The 19,764-nt window shown below is 67.7% G+C and carries 27 protein-coding genes; 18 read left to right on the plus strand and 9 right to left on the minus strand.

All coding sequences use genetic code 11. The features are described from left to right. Nucleotides 1-60: 60 nt before the first annotated feature. The 11 genes from tnpA to HEB94_RS47265 all read left to right on the plus strand — a co-directional run bounded on the left by tnpA (nt 61) and on the right by HEB94_RS47265 (nt 8,884). Nucleotides 61-498, plus strand: a complete 438-nt coding sequence (gene tnpA / locus HEB94_RS47215) for an IS200/IS605 family transposase (RefSeq protein WP_192755875.1) — start codon at nt 61-63, stop codon at nt 496-498. Next, nucleotides 495-1,703 carry an RNA-guided endonuclease InsQ/TnpB family protein gene (locus tag HEB94_RS47220; RefSeq protein WP_192755876.1) on the plus strand — a complete coding sequence of 403 codons (1,209 nt, stop codon included), beginning with the start codon at nt 495-497 and terminating at the stop codon, nt 1,701-1,703. The genes tnpA and HEB94_RS47220 overlap by 4 nt, the downstream gene beginning before the upstream one ends. A 91-nt stretch (nt 1,704-1,794) precedes the next feature. Then, complete coding sequence (locus HEB94_RS47225) at nt 1,795-2,358, plus strand: P-loop nucleotide/nucleoside kinase family protein (protein ID WP_192755877.1); 564 nt, start codon at nt 1,795-1,797, stop codon at nt 2,356-2,358. 20 nt (nt 2,359-2,378) lie between these two features. After that, on the plus strand, nt 2,379-2,810 hold the full coding sequence (locus HEB94_RS47230; protein WP_192755878.1) for a helix-turn-helix domain-containing protein: 432 nt from the start codon (nt 2,379-2,381) through the stop codon (nt 2,808-2,810). Then, nucleotides 2,807-3,646: an alpha/beta fold hydrolase gene (locus HEB94_RS47235; protein WP_192755879.1), complete on the plus strand. Its 840-nt coding sequence runs from the start codon at nt 2,807-2,809 to the stop codon at nt 3,644-3,646. The genes HEB94_RS47230 and HEB94_RS47235 overlap by 4 nt, the downstream gene beginning before the upstream one ends. A 48-nt stretch (nt 3,647-3,694) precedes the next feature. Beyond that, complete coding sequence (locus tag HEB94_RS47240; RefSeq protein ID WP_192755880.1) at nt 3,695-4,210, plus strand: hypothetical protein; 516 nt, start codon at nt 3,695-3,697, stop codon at nt 4,208-4,210. An 89-nt stretch (nt 4,211-4,299) separates the two neighbouring features. Beyond that, nucleotides 4,300-5,238: an aminoglycoside phosphotransferase/kinase family protein gene (locus HEB94_RS47245; RefSeq protein WP_192755881.1), complete on the plus strand. Its 939-nt coding sequence runs from the start codon at nt 4,300-4,302 to the stop codon at nt 5,236-5,238. Between the two features lie 94 nt (nt 5,239-5,332). Next, the gene (locus HEB94_RS47250) at nt 5,333-6,307 is read left to right on the plus strand and encodes an aminoglycoside phosphotransferase family protein (RefSeq protein ID WP_192755882.1); all 975 of its coding nucleotides are present in this window, start codon (nt 5,333-5,335) and stop codon (nt 6,305-6,307) included. A gap of 118 nt (nt 6,308-6,425) precedes the next feature. Next, the gene (locus HEB94_RS47255; RefSeq protein ID WP_192755883.1) at nt 6,426-6,848 is read left to right on the plus strand and encodes a cupin domain-containing protein; all 423 of its coding nucleotides are present in this window, start codon (nt 6,426-6,428) and stop codon (nt 6,846-6,848) included. A 54-nt stretch (nt 6,849-6,902) separates the two neighbouring features. Continuing rightward, nucleotides 6,903-7,931, plus strand: a complete 1,029-nt coding sequence (locus HEB94_RS47260) for a phosphotransferase (protein WP_192755884.1) — start codon at nt 6,903-6,905, stop codon at nt 7,929-7,931. Between the two features lie 173 nt (nt 7,932-8,104). Then, nucleotides 8,105-8,884, plus strand: coding sequence for a phosphotransferase (locus tag HEB94_RS47265; RefSeq protein ID WP_192755885.1), 780 nt, complete (start codon nt 8,105-8,107; stop codon nt 8,882-8,884). Here HEB94_RS47265 and HEB94_RS55015 read toward each other — a convergent pair. The 3 genes from HEB94_RS55015 to HEB94_RS47280 all read right to left on the minus strand — a co-directional run bounded on the left by HEB94_RS55015 (nt 8,853) and on the right by HEB94_RS47280 (nt 11,080). Beyond that, nucleotides 8,853-9,425, minus strand: a complete 573-nt coding sequence (locus HEB94_RS55015) for an SGNH/GDSL hydrolase family protein (RefSeq protein WP_192755886.1) — start codon at nt 9,423-9,425, stop codon at nt 8,853-8,855. The genes HEB94_RS47265 and HEB94_RS55015 overlap by 32 nt on opposite strands. A gap of 93 nt (nt 9,426-9,518) precedes the next feature. Continuing rightward, nucleotides 9,519-10,664, minus strand: a complete 1,146-nt coding sequence (locus HEB94_RS47275; protein WP_192755887.1) for an RNA polymerase sigma factor — start codon at nt 10,662-10,664, stop codon at nt 9,519-9,521. Beyond that, on the minus strand, nt 10,661-11,080 hold the full coding sequence (locus HEB94_RS47280; RefSeq protein ID WP_192755888.1) for a YciI family protein: 420 nt from the start codon (nt 11,078-11,080) through the stop codon (nt 10,661-10,663). Before HEB94_RS47280 ends, HEB94_RS47275 begins: the two co-directional genes overlap by 4 nt. 211 nt (nt 11,081-11,291) lie before the next feature. On the opposite strand from HEB94_RS47280, the gene HEB94_RS47285 reads away from it, so the two are divergent. Further along, on the plus strand, nt 11,292-11,660 hold the full coding sequence (locus tag HEB94_RS47285) for a VOC family protein (RefSeq protein WP_192755889.1): 369 nt from the start codon (nt 11,292-11,294) through the stop codon (nt 11,658-11,660). A gap of 64 nt (nt 11,661-11,724) precedes the next feature. Here the strand turns inward: HEB94_RS47285 and HEB94_RS47290 are convergent, their stop codons facing one another. The 3 genes from HEB94_RS47290 to HEB94_RS47300 form a co-directional block, all read right to left on the minus strand. Then, entirely contained in the window at nt 11,725-12,330 is a 606-nt protein-coding gene (locus HEB94_RS47290; RefSeq protein ID WP_192755890.1) for a hypothetical protein, read from the minus strand. Continuing rightward, entirely contained in the window at nt 12,293-12,811 is a 519-nt protein-coding gene (locus HEB94_RS47295; protein ID WP_192755891.1) for a hypothetical protein, read from the minus strand. Before HEB94_RS47295 ends, HEB94_RS47290 begins: the two co-directional genes overlap by 38 nt. 176 nt (nt 12,812-12,987) lie before the next feature. Continuing rightward, nucleotides 12,988-13,152: a hypothetical protein gene (locus HEB94_RS47300; RefSeq protein WP_192755892.1), complete on the minus strand. Its 165-nt coding sequence runs from the start codon at nt 13,150-13,152 to the stop codon at nt 12,988-12,990. Between the two features lie 277 nt (nt 13,153-13,429). Between HEB94_RS47300 and HEB94_RS47305 the strand changes: the two genes are divergently transcribed. Continuing rightward, entirely contained in the window at nt 13,430-13,891 is a 462-nt protein-coding gene (locus HEB94_RS47305) for a maleylpyruvate isomerase N-terminal domain-containing protein (RefSeq protein ID WP_202896918.1), read from the plus strand. A 124-nt stretch (nt 13,892-14,015) separates the two neighbouring features. Here the strand turns inward: HEB94_RS47305 and HEB94_RS47310 are convergent, their stop codons facing one another. After that, a complete protein-coding gene (locus HEB94_RS47310) occupies nt 14,016-14,399 on the minus strand; it encodes an SHOCT domain-containing protein (protein ID WP_192755894.1) in 384 nt (127 codons plus the stop codon). Nucleotides 14,400-14,497: 98 nt separating this feature from the next. Continuing rightward, entirely contained in the window at nt 14,498-14,668 is a 171-nt protein-coding gene (locus HEB94_RS47315) for a LapA family protein (protein WP_202896919.1), read from the minus strand. A gap of 274 nt (nt 14,669-14,942) precedes the next feature. Here HEB94_RS47315 and HEB94_RS47320 point away from each other — a divergent pair, with 274 nt between their 5' ends. Beyond that, nucleotides 14,943-15,434 carry an alpha/beta fold hydrolase gene (locus HEB94_RS47320; RefSeq protein WP_192755896.1) on the plus strand — a complete coding sequence of 164 codons (492 nt, stop codon included), beginning with the start codon at nt 14,943-14,945 and terminating at the stop codon, nt 15,432-15,434. 577 nt (nt 15,435-16,011) lie between these two features. Here the strand turns inward: HEB94_RS47320 and arsM are convergent. Beyond that, nucleotides 16,012-16,884, minus strand: a complete 873-nt coding sequence (gene arsM / locus HEB94_RS47325; protein WP_192755897.1) for an arsenite methyltransferase — start codon at nt 16,882-16,884, stop codon at nt 16,012-16,014. A gap of 82 nt (nt 16,885-16,966) precedes the next feature. Between arsM and HEB94_RS47330 the strand changes: the two genes are divergently transcribed. From HEB94_RS47330 to HEB94_RS47345, 4 genes are all read left to right on the plus strand, one after another. Continuing rightward, on the plus strand, nt 16,967-17,341 hold the full coding sequence (locus HEB94_RS47330) for an ArsR/SmtB family transcription factor (protein ID WP_192755898.1): 375 nt from the start codon (nt 16,967-16,969) through the stop codon (nt 17,339-17,341). Further along, on the plus strand, nt 17,338-18,483 hold the full coding sequence (arsB, locus tag HEB94_RS47335; RefSeq protein WP_192755899.1) for an ACR3 family arsenite efflux transporter: 1,146 nt from the start codon (nt 17,338-17,340) through the stop codon (nt 18,481-18,483). Before HEB94_RS47330 ends, arsB begins: the two co-directional genes overlap by 4 nt. Beyond that, nucleotides 18,480-18,908, plus strand: a complete 429-nt coding sequence (locus tag HEB94_RS47340) for an arsenate reductase ArsC (RefSeq protein ID WP_192755900.1) — start codon at nt 18,480-18,482, stop codon at nt 18,906-18,908. Before arsB ends, HEB94_RS47340 begins: the two co-directional genes overlap by 4 nt. A 77-nt stretch (nt 18,909-18,985) precedes the next feature. After that, nucleotides 18,986-19,651, plus strand: a complete 666-nt coding sequence (locus HEB94_RS47345; RefSeq protein WP_192755901.1) for a tetratricopeptide repeat protein — start codon at nt 18,986-18,988, stop codon at nt 19,649-19,651. Nucleotides 19,652-19,764: the final 113 nt, after the last annotated feature.

A 19,764-nucleotide genomic window follows, 5' to 3' on the forward strand; every position in this document is an offset into this window, starting at 1 on the left:
GTTCCCGCAGGTCTGCATTGTTGATCTCGGCTAGATGTGGGGCGTGTGTATGGTGATCGGATGGCTGTGCCGCGGAGGGTTCGCCGGTACTCCGGTGGTGTGTATGACTTGGGTTTGCACGTGGTGTGGTGCCCGAAGTACCGTCGCCAGGTTCTTGGTGGCCGGGTCGCGGTCCGCCTGCGTGAGTTGATCGAGGCGAAGGCGGCCGAGAAGGGCTGGGAGATTATCGCCCTTGAGGTGATGCCCGACCATGTGCACCTGTTCCTCAAGCACGGGCCGAAGGCTTCCGCCTCCTACGTGGCGAACCAGTTCAAGGGCTTCACTTCCCGCGTGCTGCGCGAGGAATTCCCGCACTTGAAGTCGCGGATGCCGACCCTGTGGTCGTCGTCGTTGTTGGTTGCCTCGGTCGGCGCCCTCAGCGCGGGCACGGTGGAGAAGTACATCGACACCCAGTCCGAACGTCCCTGGGCGAAGGAGCAGGAGGAGGGGCAGGGGTGATACGTGCCTACAAGTTCCTCCTCCGTCCCACTCTCGGGCAGGCGCGGGCTCTCGGTGAGATGCTGGCTGATCACTGCTCCCTGTACAACGGGGCGTTGCAGGAACGCCGCGAGGCCTATCGGCACGTCTCCAAGACCAGCCTCCGGTACGGGGATCAGTCCGCCCAGCTCAAGGAGATCCGCGCCTTCGACCCGGAGCGTCAAGGGCGTTGGTCGTTCTCCTCGCAGCAGGCCACGTTGCGGCGTCTGGACAAGGCGTTCCAAGCCTTCTTCCGGCGGCTGAAGGGCGGGCAGAAGCCCGGTTTTCCCAGGTTCCGAGGCGTGAACTGGTTCGACACGGTGGAGTTCCCCAAGGACGGGGATGGCTGCCGGTGGGACTCCACCCCCCACGATCGCCTCACTCGTGTCCGCCTGCAAGGCGTCGGGCACGTCCGCGTCCACCAGCACCGCCTCGTGAAGGGTCGCGTCAAGACGGTCAGCGTTAAGCGGGAGGGGCGGCAGTGGTACGTCGTTCTCGCCTGCGACAACGTGCCCGCCGAACCGCTGCCCGCCACGGGCGCGGTGACCGGTATCGACATGGGCGTCACGCACTTCCTGACCACCTGCCAGGGTGCCCACGTCGAAAACCCTCGACATGGCAAGCGCAACGCTGACGCCTTGAAGCAGGCGCAGCGGGCGCTCAAGGCGTTCCCCCGAACCAAGCGGGAGAACCGCACCGCCAAGCACCGGCAGACGGTGGAGAAGGTTGCCAAGCTGCTGCGCAAGGTGGCGCGTCAGCGCCTGGACCATGCACACAAGACCGCGCTTGGGCTGGTCCGCGACTACGACCAGATCGCACACGAGCGGCTGAACATTGCGAACATGGTTCGTGCCCCCAGGCCGAAGCCCGACCCCGAGCAGCCCGGCGCGTTCTTGCCGAACGGTGCTGCCTGCAAGGCCGGACTCAACCGCAGCATTCTTGACGCGGGTTGGGGGGTGTTCCTGGGCATCCTCGCGCAGAAGGCTGAAAGCGCCGCTCGCGTCCTGATCCCGGTCGACCCCCGCAACACCTCCCGCACCTGCCCCGAATGCGGGCACGTGGACGGCGAGAACCGCGACGGCGAAAAGTTCCAGTGCACCGCCTGCGACCACCGCGACCACGCGGACCGGGTAGGCGCCTGGAACATCGCGCTCAGGGCCGGGCTGGTCCTTCCCGACGTGGCCTGAGCCACCGACAGGAGAAGCCCACCGGATAAATCCGGGGGAGGAGTCACAATCCGGTGTCCCGGGAACCCGGGTCTGAACTACCGTCCAGCGGATGAGTCCGGAACCCGCGTCCACTCCCCTGTATCTCGTCACCGGCGCAGCCGGAGCCGGAAAGACCACGCTGCTCCCCGAACTCGTCCGGCTCGGGCAGGGCATCGTGGTGATGGACCAGGACGAGCTTCTGGAGGATCGCGCACTCCTCGGCGTACCCATCGCCGTCCCCGAAGCGGCACCGATCTGGCCGGCGTACAACCGGATGTGGGGCCGCATCATCCACATCGTCCGGCGAGCGGGGCATCCGGTGATCCTGCTGTGTCCCACCCCTTCACCCGAGGACGTCATCGCCGGTGCCGACCCGGACGGGTCCGTCCACTGGGTGCTCCTTGACTGCGCCGACGACCTTCGAGAGTCCCGCCTCCATGCCCGCGGCTGGTCCAGCGAGTGGATCGAGGACGCCCTGACCGACGCGGCGCAGGCTCGCGAACTCGTCCCCACCGTGATCACCACGGACGACGAGGACACCGAGAAGATCGCCCGGCGAGTCCTCGCCTGGGTGGAAGCGGAAACACGCTCCCTCCCTAATCTTCCCTATCGATCCCTATTGCGCTCTCTCTGAGGGACGGTTACGGTATTTTCGTGAACGACCGCTTCTACTCCGTCGAACAAGTCGCCGAACGCCTGGGCCTGCACGTGCGCACCATCCGCACCTACGTGCGCGACGGCCGGCTCAAGGCCGTCCGGATCGGCAAGCAGTACCGGATCGCGCACGAGGACCTGGAGGCATTCACCGGCCGCCCGGTTCCGGAGTCCCCCCGCGAGACGGTCGGGCGCCACCGGCGTACCGACGTGTCGAGCATCGTGGAGGTCGACGCGATCAGCCCCGAGACGGCCCACCGCCTGACCACCGCCCTGACGGCCTCGGTCGCCCACCGCGGCCAGGGCGACGAGCCACTGCGGATCGAGACGGCGTACGACGAGGGGCGGGCGCGGATGAAGATCATCATCCTGGGTAGCCCCGGCGACACCGCCCGGCTGCTCGACTACATCGAGGCGGTGCTCGCGTCATGAACACGATCTACAAGTCCGAGGCCGGCGCGAGCGAGATCCAGCGCCGCTACCGGGACATGCTGGCGACCTGGCCGGTCCATGCCGAGCACGTCCGGGTGCCCACCCGCGCGGGTGAGACCTTCGTCGTCGTCTCCGGGCCGCCGGACGCCCCGCCCCTGCTGCTCCTGCACGGATCGGGCGCGAACGCCATCATGTGGGGGGCCGACATCGCCGCCTGGGCCGGGACTTTCCGCACCTACGCCGTCGACCTGATCGGTGAGCCGGGCCTGAGTGCTCCGTCCCGGCCGCCGTTGGCCTCCGACGCCTACGCGTTGTGGCTGGACGACGTGCTGGAGGGACTCGGCATCACGACGACCTCGATCGTCGGGGCCTCCCTCGGCGGCTGGATGGCACTCGACTACGCCACCCGGCGACCGGAGCGGGTGACGAAGCTGGCCCTTCTGTGCCCGGCCGGCATCGGCAGGCAGAAGATCGGATGGCTCTTCAAGGCGCTGCTTCTGCGCCCGTTCGGACGCTGGGGAATACGCCGGTCGGCCCGATCCGTCACCGGCTCGACGACACCCGAGAGCGGAGCTGTCCTCGACTACCTGGTCCTGACGTTCACGCAGTTCAAGCCGCGCATGGATCGCCTGCCCGCGTTCCCGGACGAGGCGTTGCGCCACCTGACCATGCCGATCCTGGTGATCGTCGGTGGCCGCGATGTCATGCTCGACTCCGAGGGAACGGCCCGGCGGGTGCGTCAGTGCCTCCCACACGCGACCGTGAACCTCCTGCCCGAGGTGGGACACGCGATCCTCGGCCAGACCGATTCCGTCCTGGCGTTCCTCCGCGGCTGACCACCGATGGAGCGCGCAACCCCGCCTTGCCACCCACTGGGCCGGCCCATGACCTTCGACATCGACGCGTGTCAGTACCGAGTTGACACCGAACCCGACCACCGTGCGATCGGTGCGGTCGTGGATGCCGAGATCAAGAGGTACTTCATGGGCCGGACCGTGGTGGTGCGCGGCATCGGTTCCCAGGACCATCCCGGCAGGACCGTCGACGAACTCGTCGAGATCATCAGGTGGTCCGGCACCGACCGTTACGACCCGACCCGCAAGGGGCTCGGGTATGAGAACCTCGAGAACAAGCACATCGACCTGTTCGCCATCCGGCGCAAGGTCACACCGCGGATGCGGCTGTTCAAGGACCTGAGCTGGGGCTTCTACCACGGGTCGATCGCCGTTCACGGCAAGCCGACCCGCCTCGACATCCTCACGATCTACGACGCCGCGAAACTCAGGCAGGTACTCCACCAGTACGAAGGTCGGACTGACCGGAAGCGGGACGGGTTCGTGTTCAGGCACCCCGAGCGTCGGCAGGAGGCAGTGCTCGGCATAGCCAAGCTGTCCCGGTGACGGCGTGCCTACCGGCGACGACGCGTCGATCTGGCGAACATGCTCCTCGGAGTGAAGACTCGTGTCCCTTTCTCCGAAGGAGCAGGACTGTGATCGAGAGCGTGCCCCGGCCCGACGTCCGCCGTGACGACCTCGCCGAATGGTGCGCCGTCAACCTCGGCGCCGAAGCGGTCGAGGAGATGTTCGCCACCGGACACCTGTCCCAGGTCGTGGGGCTGCGCCTCGGCGACGGGCGGCAGGTGGTCGTCAAGGTGCGCCCTCCAGCCCCTCGCCTGGCCGGCTGCGTCGAGGTGCAGCACGTCCTGGGGACACGAGGGTTCCCGTGCCCGCGACTCCTTGCCGGACCCACTCCCCTCGGCGCCCACACCGCCACCGCGGAGGCCCTCCTTCCGGGCGGCGCGATCCTCGCCGCGTCACCGGCGACCACTCGGCTGTCCGCGCGGGCGCTGCGGCACCTCATCGTCCTCGCACCAGGCGCCGAGACCGTTCCGACGTTGGAACCCACGCCCCCGTGGGCCGGCTGGGACCACACCGAGGGCGGCGTCTGGCCGATACCCGACGACCGGGCCGCCGACCTCAACGCCCATCCAGGACCGGCCTGGCTCGACACCGTTGGCGAGCGCGTACGAACCCGCCTCACTTCGAGTCCGCTCCCCCACGTCGTGGCCCATGTGGACTGGGAGATGCAGAACCTCCGATGGCGCGGAGAGCACCTGCACGCCGCCCACGACTGGGACAGCGTGGCGGTACGGCCCGAAGCGGGCATCGTGGGCCTGGCCGCAGCCGTTCACACCGTGACCGGCGAACCGTCGAGAGAAGCGAGCGACGACCAGGTCGAGGACTTCCTGCTGGCCTACAAAGACGCACGCCGACGGGCGTTCACGCGAGAGGAACGGGAGGTCGCCTGGGCGGCAGGGTTGTGGGTCCGGGCGTTCAACGCGAAGAAGGACTCACTCGACGGCGACGGGCCAACCCTGGCTCGACTCGCGGCGGAGGCACCAAGGCGGCTGGAGCGCGCTTCCGCCTAGCGGCGTAGGGTGCCGCCGACCAGAACCGGATCTTTCGGCTGCAGCTGCCGGTCGAGGCGGATGATGTCCTCGAAGTCGCCGAAGGAGGGTGCTCATGCGTAAGCCCGACGTGGACCTCCGAGCGCTGGACAGACTGCTGGCGGTGGTCTTCGGCTCGAGCGTCGAGTACACCTGCCGCCGGACGGCGACGGGATCCTCCACCCAGGTCTATCGGGTGGACCGGGGTACGGGAACGTTCTACGTCCGCATCGCTGAGAGCGCGGGGGACAGCTTCGCCCCGGAGGTCGCACTGCACCGGGCCCTTCGTACCGCCGGCGCGAACGTACCCGCGGTCGTCCACTACGAGCCCTTCTGCGCATCGCTTGCCCGATCAGTCATGGTGACCACCGAGATCGCCGGCGGCCCCATGAACAGGTCGACACCGGGGGCCGCGGCAGCGAAGATCGGCCGGGGTGCGGGTCGTGACCTGGCCAGGATCCATGGCGTCGCTGTCCAGGGCTTCGGTTGGATCATGCGCGAGCACGCCACACCCGGCTGGCCCCTGCGCGCCGAACACGCCACCTACGCCTCGTACGTCGACCCGGCGAGTGTCGGCGATCCCCTTCTGGGGATCGGCTTCGACCTCGCCCAGGCCCAGCGTGTCGAGTCGTTGTTGGAGGAAGCCATCGCCGTGGGTCCCGCGGCCGGTGTTGGTCGGGTCGCGCACGGCGACTTCGACACCAGCCACATCTTCCAGTCGCGCGCCCTCTACACGGGGCTGATCGACTTCGGCGAGATCAGAGGAACCGACTACACCTTCGACTTCGCGACCCTGATCCTGAGTTCCGACGAGCACCATCCGGCGTCCCAGATTCGCCGTCACGTCGAAGCCGGCTACTCAGAGATCCGAGCTCTACCTGAGGACCACGAACGTCGGCTCTACCTTGCCTGCATACTCAGCGCCACGCATCGGCTGTGTGGCTGGTTTCGCCGCGACGGACCTGATGCCGCCCGTGGACCGTTCTTCCGGTGGATCCGAGACCGCCTGGCGGACCTTCTCGACAGCGAGCGCCTCGCCGTCCGGGACTGACCCGCTCGGTCGCGGCATCCCGCGGGGCTGGACGTACGCGCGGGTCGATGTAACGATTGCCCGCCTCGCGAACGATGCTGGAACGACGAAGCTGACCAGCTCACGGAGGAGGACTCTGATGCCCGCAGACCCAGGCACGTCGGTGGCGGTGGCCGCCTTGCGCGAGCAGCGTCTCGCGCCCAACGGTTCGAAGCTCGTCCTGGTCGAGTGGACCATCCCAGGCGCCTCGTCCGACTCCCCGGAGTGGGTGGCACCGGTGCACATCCATCACGATGACGATGAGGCGTGGTACGTCCTCGAAGGATCCCTCCGCGTCCGCATCGGCCAGGACGAGCACGACGTAGCCGCCGGTGGCGCGGTGATCGGGCCACGCGGCATACCGCACACCTTCTGCAACCCGGATCCCGCGCCGGCCCGATACATCCTCGTCATGTCCGACCGAACCAGCGCGCTGCTCGACGACCTGCACAGCGGCAAGCGCCTGGAACCAGCGGAGCTTCGCGATCTCTACGCCACCTACGGATGCGAGCTGCTTGGCTGACCAGTGCGCCAGGCACCACTCGTCCCCGGCGGCGACCAGCCCACTGGAGGGATCGTGTACACCCCAACCCCGGAAGTGGTCGCGCAGGCGTTCGACCTCGGGCGTCCGCTCGGTGACCTCGTGCTCGTCAGGCGCGGCGACACCGACACCTGGCGGCTCGACACCGCCGAGGGCAGCTACCTCGTCAAGGGGTACTGGTCGAGCTCAGCCGGACGGTACGCGGGTCGACAACTCCTCGATCAGCTCGAGGCCGCGATGGCCTTCGAGCGCCGTGCACTCGAAGCCGGCATCGACATGGCCGAACCGATCCCGCCGACCGACCCCACGGCGGGTTGGGTGACCCGCCTCGACGAACGGCTCTTCCGGGTCTACCGATGGGTCGAGAACCGAGAGCTTCGACCCGACGACGACCTCGCCGGCTGGCTCGGCCGCACCATGGCGCGGATCCACCAGCTGAAGCCGCTGAGCCAGGTGGGCTTACCGGACTGGTGGCGCTCGCCGGTCTGGCCGCGGGCGACCTGGGAGGAGTGGTTCGCCGAGGCGCGGCGGCGCGACAAATCCTGGTCGGACCTCGCACAGGAACGCCTGCCGTCCATCCTCGAGATGTCGGAACGGATCGAACGTCTCTGCGAAGTCGCTGCGGACTGCGTGACGACGCATGGCGACTTCAAGACGCACAACATGGTCATGGCACCGACCGGCCCGGTGTTGGTCGACTGGGACAGTGTGAGGGTCGACAGCGCGGCCCTGGAGGCTGGTCGGGTCGCCTACATCTTCGGGGCGGCGGGGATCGAACCGATCAGGCGAATCCTGGCCGCGTACGTCGCGGCCGGCGGTGAGGTCAGCTGGGCCGGACGCGACCTCTTCCTCAGTGTGGCAAGGCACGATCTGCAGGTTCTCTTCGAGCGGATCCTGGTCTCGCTCGAACGAGCGCCTGCCGCCCGGTGGATGGGCGACAGCCAGACGACCGAGCACACCATCGGCGAACTGCTGCGTGAGCTGCCCGACACGTTCGAGCACCTGGGCCGTCTCGCCGCGGAGATGAGCGACATCGGGTCAACCGGTCAGATCGGCCGCCCGTAAGCGGGTGGTAGGGACGACCCGGATGTCGGTCAGAATGGTCGGCGGCTTCGTTCACCGTGGACGAGGGAGATCACCGTGGACGAGGGAGATCACCGTGGACGAGGGAGATCACCGTGGACGAGGGAGATCACCGTGGACGAGGGAGATCACCGTGGACGAAGGAGAGAGCGCTGGTGGGTGAGGTACCCGAGATGGAGCGGGGACGGTTCTCGGCGCCCGTACGCCACGGCGACGAGGTGCACCGGCGCCCCGCCCGCGACAACACGCAGGTGCACAGACTCCTGGAGCACTTCGAATCGGCCGGATGCACGCTGACTCCTCGTTTCCTGGGCATGACCGCCGATGGTGCTGAACGGTTGACCTTCATCGAGGGCGTCACGGGATATCCGCCGCTTTCGCAGGACATCCGATCCGAGGAGGCCCTGGTCAGCGTCGCGAAGGCGATCCGGCAGGTCCATGACGTCAGCCAGAGCTTCGTACCGTCCGGCTCCACCGAGTGGCGCGGCTACGAGATCGCCCGCCCTGCCACGATCGACTGCATCGGACACCACGACCTGGCGCCATGGAACTTCGTCTTCGACTCGACGGGCGTACGCGGCATCATCGACTGGGACACCGCGGGGCCATCCAGCCGGGTCTGGGATCTCTCCTACGCCGCGTATCAGTTCGTCCCGTTCCACCCGACCGCTGATCTGCAGGGGTGGGGCTGGTCAAGCGAACCGGATCGGCGTCGACGGCTGCGCCTGTTCCTCGACAGTTACGCGGCGGGTATGTCCTCGGCGGAGATCGTGGACACGGCGGTCACGAGGATCTACAGCATCGGCGCGTACATCGATCGCGAGGTGGCCAGGGGCAACCCCGCGTTCGAGGTTCATGCCCGCGAGGGGCACGCGGCGGGGTACTTCAGGGCGGCTTCCGCACTCATGGCGATGCGGGTGTCCAGGGTCCAGTGACGCCGGCATGAGGAGCGGGGCCGATCCACTGCACGAGTTCGGTCAACACTCGCTCATAGGCTCGGTGAGTCAGGTGCACGCCGTCGGGCTCATGGACGTCGACACTCATGCCAGACAGAGCGAATCGAACGTCAAGCGTCGTCCCGCCGTGCTCGGCGAAGATCGTCGCTGCCGCGGCCGAGTATCGCTGGATCGCAGCGTTCGTCCTGTCACCAGGTCCGGTGGGACCCCGTTCGTCCACGCCGGGCGAAGTGAGGTAGATGAGCCTGGCCTCGGGCAGGTCCGAGAGCAATCTCGTGAGTTCTCTCCTGAAGCGTGGCAGCGGGACCTCTTTCCAGGGCGCCGCGTCGTTCGTTCCCACTGACACGACTACTGTGTCGGCCGGCCGATGGCCGTTGAGCTGGCGTGCCAGATCGAGACTGTTCGCCCCGCCTACCGCGGCATTGACGACCCGCCGGCCGGTCTCGCGCTCGATATGGCGTGTGCGTGCACCACGAATACGGGCGAGGTGGCTATCGCCAAGGAGGAGAACCTCGGACATGCCGAGACCCTAGCTGGATCCAGCCGCCCGTACGTCGTGAAGCTGGCCCTGCGCGGCGGTCCACCAAAGTGGCTCTTCGTAGATCCGTCCGTGTCAGCGATCGCGGCGGGCGTTGATCCGGGCGGCCCGGCGCGTCAGGTGATCGCGTTCGGCGAGGTTGGGTGCCTTCTGCGCCGCCTCGGCGTACAGCCGTGCCGCCGTGGCCAGGTCGCTGTCGCGCTCATGGAGGTACGCCGCCACCGCGGCGCGGCGGGGCAGTGCGTCGTCCAGCGCCGCGAGGGCCGCCAGCCCGGCGCGCGGTCCGTCTGCCTCCCCGACGGCCACGGCGCGGTTGAGCCGGACCACCGGGCTGTCGGTCAGGCGCGCGAGTTCGTCGTACCACTCGACGATCTGCACCCAGTCGGTCTCCTCAGAGGTGGGCGCGTCAGCGTGGAGTGCCGCGATGGCGGCCTGGGCCTGGAACTCGCCCAGCCGGTCGCGGGCGAGGGCCGCCTGCAGGATTTTGACGCCCTCGGCGATCGACCGCGTGTCCCACCGGCCGCGGTCCTGCTCGGCGAGTGGCACCAGGCTGCCGTCGGGTGCGGTCCGGGTGGCGCGCCGGGCATGGTGGAGCAGCATGAGGGCCAGCAGCCCCGCCACTTCGGGGTGGTCGATCGCGGCCGCGAGCTGGCGGGTGAGCCGGATGGACTCGGCGGCGAGGTCGACGTCGCCGGAGTAGCCCTCGTTGAAGACCAGGTAGAGGACGCGCAGCACTGTGGCGACGTCGCCGGGCTGGTCGAATCGCACGTCGGAGACCGTGCGCTTGGCCCGGCTGATGCGTTGCGCCATGGTCGCCTCGGGCACCAGGTAGGCCTGGGCGATCTGGCGGGTGGTGAGCCCGCCGACGGCGCGGAGCGTGAGCGCGACGGCCGAGGACGGCGTCAGCGACGGGTGGGCACACAGGAAGTAGAGCTGGAGCGTGTCGTCCACCGCCGGCGCGGGCCCGGGTGCCGGCTCCTCCGCGACGAGGTCCTCACGCCGGCGGCGGGCGGCATCCGAGCGGGTGGCGTCGAGGAACTTGCGCCAGGCCACGGTGACCAGCCAGCCCTTCGGGTCCCGCGGCGGGTCGGCCAGCCAGACGCGGACCGCCTCGACCAGCGCGTCCTGGACGGCGTCCTCGGCCGCCGCGAAGTCGGCTCCGCGGCGGACGAGGACCCCGAGCACGCTCGGTGTGAGGCTCCGGAGCAGGGCCTCGTTCATCTGAGGTGGCACTCCGTGATGGTGGGCGGCTCGGCCAGGAAGGGGCGCAGCTCGAGCCACTCGTGAATCGGCTCCCCGCCCTTCCCGGGGGCGGCCGACAGCTCCCCGGCCAGCTCGAGCGCGCGCTCGTGGCTGTCGACGTCGATCACCATCCAGCCGGCGATGAGGTCCTTGGTCTCGGCGAACGGGCCGTCGGTGACCGGCGGGCGCCCCTCACCGTCGTACCGGACGAACGTGCCCTCGGGGGCGAGCGCCTGACCGTCGACGTACTCGCCGGTCTGCTCCAGCCGGGCCGCGAAGTCGTGCATGTACTGCACGTGCGCCGAGATCTCCTCCGGCGTCCACTGGTCCATGGGCACGTCGTTGGCCGGAGCCGGGGCGCCGCGGTAGTGCTTGAGCAGGAGGTACTTGGCCATCGTGTGTCTCCTCAGTGCTGGTGGGACCATTTTGGTCACCTTCACCGCGGGGACGGAGCCAGGCTCGGGTTCTCGACATCGCCGGCAAAAAATCTTGCTCCCGTGGCTGAGCCGCCCTCCCCGTGGCGCCTACGAGAAGCGGTCGGCCGGCGGAGGTTCTAGGCTGGTGCGCCTGATGACGGTCTGTGCCGACAGAATCGGGTGATCAGTGATGCGGCTGTATCGGGTGATCGTGCCAGTCCCCCACATCGACCAGGCCGCCGTCTACTACGAGTCTCTGCTCGGTCTTCCCGGCAAGCGCGTCTCATCGGGACGGCACTATCTCGACTGCGAAGGCACGATCCTCGCCTTGTTCAGCCCCCGAGAAGACACCGATCCCTTCGACCCGCGCTCGAACCAGGGACATCTGTACCTCGCCGTGGACGACCTTGCGGCAGTTCATGAGCGCGCCCTCGGCCTGGGTCACGAGGTGGATGAGACGATCGAGACACGTCCCTGGGGAGAGCGCTCGTTCTACCTCGAGGATCCCTTCGGTAATCCGTTGTGCATGGTCGACCAGAACACTCTCTTCACGGGTTGAGAGCGAAGGCTGCCCAACACCAGAGCCGCACCAGCGGCCGACCAGGTCACGGCGGGCCGTCGACTTACTTCAGCCAGTCGATGTCGAGGTCGACGAAGGTGTCGTTGACGGGATCTGCTCCGTACTTCTTGGCGGGGTCGTTGTCGACGTTGAGCTTTTCGAAGCGACCGTTCTCGGAGACCTCACCCATCTTGGAGCCGTAGGCTATGAGCTCCAGGCAAAGAGAACCGACCGTGAGGCCGGCCGCGAGGGCATTGATGCGGGTCAGAACAGTTTGTGCTACCGCTGCGGGTGCCCGGTACAACGGAAACAGCCCCGCCACCCACAAGACAGCCAGCCCTCCGACCGTGATGTAGTCCTGGGTGCGCATCGCGTGTTGAAGGTCCTTGACCGACTCCAGCGTCTGCTCCAGCGCTGCCATCGCGTTGTAGGCAGCCGTCGAGGCATTGTCGACCTCGGTTTCGAAGTTGGCCACCCAGACGTCAAAGGCTTCCCGCGCGTCGTCGTCCCACGCGGTCTTCGGCAGCAGCGCACCGCCACCCTCGCCGGTGAACGTCTTGAGCGTGCTGATCGAGTCGAGTTCGTCCGCGACCGAGAACCACGCCGACTTGGCCCTGCCGATCTCCTCGTCGTCAGGCTGGACGGTCACCCACATGGCCAACGACAGCATCGATCCAGCGAACGGCACGACCATCAGCGGCGCGAAGGAGCATTTCAACAGCGCGGATGCGCGCCACATGAGACGGAGGTAAGCAAACGTCGACCACGAAAAGGCGCGAGAGAGCGGAGAAGCCGGTGATCACGTCCTTCGGCGCGTCGGGTTTCGTGACCGGGACTCGGGGGGTCTTGGTGAGGTCGATCGTGTTGGCCTTCTCCGTGACCGCCATGCGGAAGGCCACCTCGTTCATCCCCGCGATCATCTTCGCGAGTCGGTCCAGGCCGTCCTCGAGGTTCTTGATCTGACTTTCCCTGGCCGGGTTGTAGCGAGGCATCAGAATTCTCGAGGGGACACTGCCGAAAGCGTTCGGACCGAGTGAGGTGTAGTCCTTCGCGTACTGAAGCGCCGCCCTCAGATGCGGATAGTCGTCAGTGGCGACCGCACTCGCCGCCTGCTCGATCCGTGCACGGTCCTGCTTCTTGTCCGCCGACACCTTGACTCCTGTCGTGAACCCTCCAAGATCGCTCCGAAGCCTAACGACTGCATCGCCTCGGCCGCGTGACGCGACGCGCGGCTGTGGACAACCCTTCGCGACCGGCGGTGAGACGGCGACTCCTGTCGGCAACGGCGTCGACGTTTTCTCGCCAGCCGTACGTCGCGGTCGGGCGGTCAGTCGCTTCGGGGTTGGAAGGTCGCGAACATGCCGAGGAGGGCGGCCAGCGAAGCGACCGCCAGGACGGCTCTACCGAGGAGCGGGTGGTGGCTCGCGAGCCCGGCAACACCGGCGAGGGCAAGCGTCGCCACGGTCGCCCCGTAGACGACGCGAGAAGTCATGGGAGGGAGTTTAGGTCATGGCTGTTCCGCCACAGGAAGGCTCCGAGGGGCGGGCGGGTGTGGCCGGTTGGGGTTGTACCGTGGCTCGGTCTGACTGGCCATGCTGGGTGGCGATTCGACGAGGAGGACGCTCGTGCCGCGACGACTACCTGTCACTGCCGATGATGTCGATCGCGTCGTTGATGTCGTACTCCAGTGTCTGCGGCCCGGGACAAACCTTGACTGGACGGTGCCGGCCGGATCTTTGGAGTTGACGTGTCGCCAGACGGTTGAGCACATGCAGGGCCTTCTGGTGTACGCCGGCCAGCTCGCCATCCGGAAGCAGGAGGCACGCTACGTCCGGCTGTTCCCTCGCCCGACGACCGACACCATGCCGCCGAGCGAGCTTCTCGAAGGCTTCGAGGCTGCGGGGCGTTTGCTGGCGATGGTTGTACGAGGAAGCCCGCCGGAGGTGAGAGCCTGGTCGCCGCGAGGCTGTGCCGATCCCGAGGGTTACGCGGGCGCGGGCTGCGTCGAAGCTCTGGTCCACGGCTGGGACGTGGCGACCGGCCTGCGCCTCTCCTACGACCCACCTCGCGACGTCTGCGCACGCGTCCTGGCCAGGATGTTCCCCGACCTGGGGGCCGGAACCGATGATCCGTGGGCCGCGATCTTGTGGGCCACCGGCCGTGCTGACCTGCCGGGCCAGCCCACTCAGACCGAATGGCGCTGGGACGCTACCCCTCAACCGCTTGACTGATCCTCATCGTCCAGCGCTCGTGTCAGCAGTCGCCTCGGCGGGGAGCGACGCGTCCGCTGTGGGTTCCCGCCTGCCGCTCAGCGCCAGCCAGAGGGCCCCCGCGCGGCGCGGGAGCCCTTGGTGTTCAGGTCAGAACCTTCTCCTTCGCTTTCTGATACTCGCCTTCTGAGATGTCACCGTGCTCTCGAAGTTGCGCGAGCTTGGCCAGCTCGTCCGCCCGAGTCGGCGTCCCAGCGGTGGTACGAACGTAGTCCTGGAAGGCCTCCTCGTGCCTCTTCGCCTCATCCATCGTGCGCTCACTCATGGCCTCGCCACGCGCGACCAGGTAGGTGAGGGCTCCGATGAAGGGAAGAACGAGCACGAACAGACACCATGCAGCCTTGCCCCATCCGCGGAGGTCCGAGCTGCGGAAGATATCAACGATGACCCTTACCATGAGGAAGATCCAAAGGACCGCAAACGTAAAGACGGTCACCGTGAGAAGTGCGCCCAAGATTGGATAGTCCATAGCTTTCCCTCCCGAAAGAGATGTCGACGCGAACTGAATCCTTCTTGCTCATGCCGACGCGGCCAACCGCCGGAGGGCGCCGCCACCGGACTTCTCCGTCAGCGTTCGCGCCGCCTCAGCCCGAAGAGGCTGACGAGCAGCCCAAGGACCCAGGCGATCAGCAGTGCACCCCACAACGGCATCGTCACCACGGGAACGAGAAGCCGGACCGTCGTCTCCGCCGTGTTCTCGAAAATGAAGATTAAGGCGACTATGGCGATGAATAACATGCTTAGGGAGCGACGTACGAAGGCAGAACTAAAGAAAGGCTTTGAGCGTGATTGCTGCTCTTGAGTGGCGCGATTCATGTCGTCCCCCAACCAATTGACATCGCGTCTTTATTTAGCATGCGCCTCGCCCACATTGAGTGCAACAGGCGGACGAGCGCCGGTGCGGTCGACGGCGACAGGATGGCGGGACCGCATCGGTGTAGTACGGTGCCCGCCGTGACCAAGGCAGTGATCGTTCCAGGGGGGAGCGTTCGGACCTGCGGCCGGTTTGCTCATGTACGCGTCCGCCGTCGCCCAGCGCCGGGGCGCGGCGATACATCGTCACTCGTGGTCGCAGGCCCGCCCGGATCCGTTCGAACCGGCTGTTGAGGGCTGGGTGCGCGGCGAACTCACGCCGTTGCTCGACGAGTTGGGCGGCAACCCACTGCTGATCGGGAAGTCGCTGGGTACGAATGCCGCGCTGCTCGCCGCCGAACGCTCCCTTCCGGCGGTGTGGCTTACGCCCGTACTCACCGCACCGTGGGTGGTTGCCGCGCTGGGTCGCGCGACGGCGCCTTGCCTTCTCGTCGGTGGGACCGCGGACACGCTCTGGGACGGCGGCTTGGCTCGCCGGCTGTCGCCGCACGTCCTGGAGGTAGACGGTGCCAACCACGGCATGTTCACACCCGGCCCTCTTACCGACTCGATCGCGGTGCTAGGCCGGGTGATCGTCGCGATGGAGGAGTTCCTCGACGCGATCGACTGGCCGGACCGGTCCGCATCCTGAGCCCGCGCGTCGGGTTCCACCCGATCCAGGGCACTCCCACGCCGCGGGGGCCGCAGGCCTCACCAGACGAACGTGAAGTTGCTGATGAGGACGTACCACCCATAGAGAAGGAGCAGCGCTGCGCCCAGTAAGGCGCCAGCCGACCGCGGCGAAGCCGCGTGCCCGCACCCGCATGGTGGCGACAATCCATCTCACCATGGCACCTGCTGCGAGGACGCCGGCAATGAGGGCAGCCCAGATCTCCAGCTCGACCTTGGACCGATGGTTGGCCCGCCAGTCCTGCGCTGAGTTCGCGTAACGCACGGCGAACTCAGCCTGGATGAACCAGTACCACACCAGCGGTGCCAGGACAATCACGGTGAACATCAGCAGGACGGCCCCGCCGTACGACTGCTGCGCCTGCCACCGTGGCTGGCTCCATCCTCGGGCGCCTTCTCCACTGCACGCATCATGCGGTCATCGTGGACGCACGACCCCATCGGGTCTATCCGTACAAGTACCCAGTCCGGCATCTGCGTGGCAGGAGAGTCGGCCTCATCCAGGTGCGACTCTCCTGCCACGAGGGACATGCTCAGGCTCAGGAGGGCTTGTTCTCCCGAGGATTCGGCTTGGTGGCTCGGATGATCGCGGAGTGCATGCCGTCGGCGACCTCATGGGTGGGTTCGACCTGGACGTCGCTGAACCCCGCCCGGGTGAGGCCTTCGTGATACTCGTCGATGGACAGGGCGCCGGCGATGCAGCCGACGTAGGGGCCGCGTTCGGCTCGTTCGGCCGACGTCAGGCGGTCCTCGGCAACAACGTCGCTGACACCGATGCGGCCGCCGGCCTTGAGGACTCGGAACGCCTCTGCGAACACTGCCGGCTTGTCGGTCGAGAGGTTGATGACGCAGTTGGAGATGATCGCATCGACCGTCTCCGCGGGCAGCGGGATGTCTTCGATGGCGCCCTTGAGGAACTCGACGTTGGTCGCGCCGGCCTTGGTCTTGTTGGCCAGCGCGAGGGCGAGCATCTCCTCGGTCATGTCCAGGCCGTAGGCCTTCCCACTGGGACCGACCCTGCGGGCGGACAACAGGACGTCGATGCCGCCTCCGGAGCCGAGATCGAGTACGGTCTCGCCCTCGCGTAGCTCCGCGACCGCGAGCGGGTTACCGCACCCAAGGCTCGCAAGCACCGCTTCGGCGGGAAGCTGGTCCCGGTCTTCCGCGGCGTACAGGCCGGCCCCGAACCCTTCCTCGACCTCCACGCCACCGCAGCAACTTCCCGTCTCGGCCGACCCGGCCGAGGTGTCCCCGCAGCAGCTGGTTGTGGTCGCACTGGCGGTGCCGCAACAACTCGCTTCCGCCGGCCCGGCGTCGCGGGTGGTGACGGCCAGGGCGGAGGCGGCGTACCTCTGCCGCACCTGCTCGCGGAGCTCGAGTTGCTCCGCGCTGACCTCGCTGGTGTCGCTCACGGTCGTTCTCCTCGCAGCCTGATTCGATGTTCGTCTAGATAGATAGTTTGCGCGCTGCTTAGATGGACGTCAAGATAGACGCATGTCGAGGAAAGAACTGCCGTTGGTCGGCCAGGCGGGTTGCTGCACACCCCTGGCGGCGGCGCCCCTCAGCGAGGACGACGCCACCGAGCTGGCACGCGGCTTCAGGGCGTTGGGTGACCCGGTGCGGCTACGACTGCTGTCGCTGATCGCCTCCTTCGCCGGCGGCGAGGCGTGCGTGTGTGATCTGACGGACGCGTTCGACCTGACCGGACCGACGATCTCCCACCACCTTCGGGTGCTGCGGGAGACCGGGCTGGTGGAGTCCGAACGCCGAGGCACCTGGGTCTACTACAAGGTCGTGCCCGAGAAGTTGGCGTCCTTGTCGGTGCTGCTGCAGGTTCCCGAGGCTACCTTGACCGCGACGCCGGCGTGACCGGCACCGAACTCACCCCGGCAGCCCAGGACCGGACCGCCACTCCGACGGATGTGGCGGGCCGCCTGTCGACGCTTGATCGCCTGCTGCCGGTGTGGATCCTGGCCGCGATGGTGGTGGGCCTGGGTGCCGGGCGGGCCGTGCCCGGGCTTGGCGCCGCTCTCGACGCGGTGCAGGTCGATCGGGTGTCGCTGCCGATCGCGGTCGGGCTGCTGGCGATGATGTACCCAGTTCTGGCGAAGGTCCGCTACGACAGGCTCGGCGCGGTCACGGCCGACCGCAGACTGCTCGTGCCGTCGCTGGCACTCAACTGGCTCGTCGGCCCCGCGGTGATGTTCGCCCTGGCCTGGGTGTTCCTGCCGGACCTGCCCGCCTACCGGACCGGGTTGATCGTCGTCGGCCTGGCGCGCTGCATCGCCATGGTGATCATCTGGAACGACCTGGCCTGCGGTGACCGGGAGGCTGCCGCCGTCCTGGTGGCCCTCAACTCCGTCTTCCAGGTGATCGCCTTCGGCGCGCTCGGCTGGTTCTACCTGTCCGTGCTCCCCGGCTGGCTCGGCCTGCCCCAAACAGACCTGGCCGTGTCGGGGTGGGCGATCGTCCGCAACGTCGTCCTCTTCCTCGGCATCCCCCTGGCGCTCGGCTACCTGTCCCGACGGGTCGGAGAGAAGGTCAGGGGTCGCGGCTGGTACGAGGGCCGCTTCCTGCCGAAGGTGGGACCCGTTGCCCTGTACGGGTTGCTGTTCACCATCGTCATCCTGTTCGCCCTGCAGGGCCGGCAGATCACCAGCGCACCCTGGGACGTCGCCCGGATCGCGGTGCCGCTGCTGGCGTACTTCGTGCTGATGTGGTTCGGGTCGTTCGGGCTCGGGCGCCTGGTGGGTCTGGGTTATGAGCGGGCCACGACACTCGCGTTCACCGCGGCCGGCAACAACTTCGAACTGGCCATCGCGGTGACCATCGCGACCTTCGGCGTCACCTCCGGCCAGGCACTAGCGGGCGTGGTCGGTCCGCTGATCGAGGTACCGGTCCTGCTCGGCCTGGTCTACGTCTCTCTCGCCGCCCGCCGCCGGTACCCCCGGACGGCCGCACACGTCATCGCTGCCGCCACATCACAGGTTCAGCGTTCGGAGACCCCATGACCGACACCACCAGCCACAGCACCGGCAGGCCGAGCGTGTTGTTCGTGTGCGTGCACAACGCGGGCCGCTCCCAGATGGCCGCCGGCTGGCTGCGCCACCTGGCCGGCACTGGCGTCGACGTGCGCTCCGCCGGCTCCGAACCAGCCGACCAGATCAACCTTGTCGCCGTGCAGGCCATGGCTGAGGTCGGCATCGACATCACCAGCAACACGCCCCGTCTGCTCGACAACGACGACGTAGAAGCCTCCGACGTCGTGATCACCATGGGCTGCGGCGACACCTGCCCCGTCTACCCCGGCAAACACTACGAAGACTGGGACCTCCCCGACCCTGCCGGAAAGAACCTGGAAGCCGTGCGCCCCATCCGCGACGAGATCGAACGCCGGATCCGACTGCTCCTCGAGCAGCTCGGCACGCACAGGTGAGCCGAACGACGACCGACGGTCAACGGCTTGCTTTGACGAGCTGACCCGCTACGGTCGGCACGGACGAGGGAGGACCGATGATCGACCGGGACCACCTGGCCGAAGCAAAGGCGCGCTATGAACAATCCGTCTACACCGGCGACGTCTCAGTACTGGCCGCCGAGCGCGGACTGGACGCGGTCGAGGCCGATGTAGCGCTGGACCGGGGCCGGCTCCTGCACGCCCGATACCTTGCCGCGCGCGCCACGGAAGGGGCGCCACCGGTCGAGGACCCAGCCGAACTGTCGCTGTTCCAACGCGCAACCAAGCTGTACGCCTCCCTGGGCGCCACCCGCGGTGAGGCCGAGGCCACATTCTGGATCGGCTGCCTCTACCAGGTGGTACGCGGTGACGACGAGACGGCTGTACCTCACCTGGAACGAGCCCGCGACCTGGCCGTACGGGCCGGCGACGCCGCCACCGAAGCGGAAGCGTTGCGGCACCTGGGCATTGCCGCTCACAGGGCCGGCCGGTTGGACCAAGCACGCGACCTGCTGACCGAATCCACCCGACTGCGCCGCGAGATCGGCAACCTCTCCGGAGTTGCCTCCAACATGGTCGGCCTGGCATACATCGCCTCCGCGCAGGGCGAGACCGCCAAAGCCCGCACCGTGCTCGACGAAGCCCACGAGATCGCCACCGTACGCAGCGCCCACGCCGTCATCAGCCACATCGAACAAGCCCGGGCAACCCTCCCCGACTGACCGACAGCCGGCATCCATCGACGTCTGTCGCGCGAGAACGAACGGCTAGGACCTCCGCCGAGTCCCACGCCGACCAAAGCTCCTGCCGGCACATGATCGGCCCTGGCATTGGC

The sequence above is a fragment of the Actinopolymorpha pittospori genome (assembly GCF_014873875.1).
Taxonomy (GTDB): domain Bacteria; phylum Actinomycetota; class Actinomycetes; order Propionibacteriales; family Actinopolymorphaceae; genus Actinopolymorpha; species Actinopolymorpha pittospori.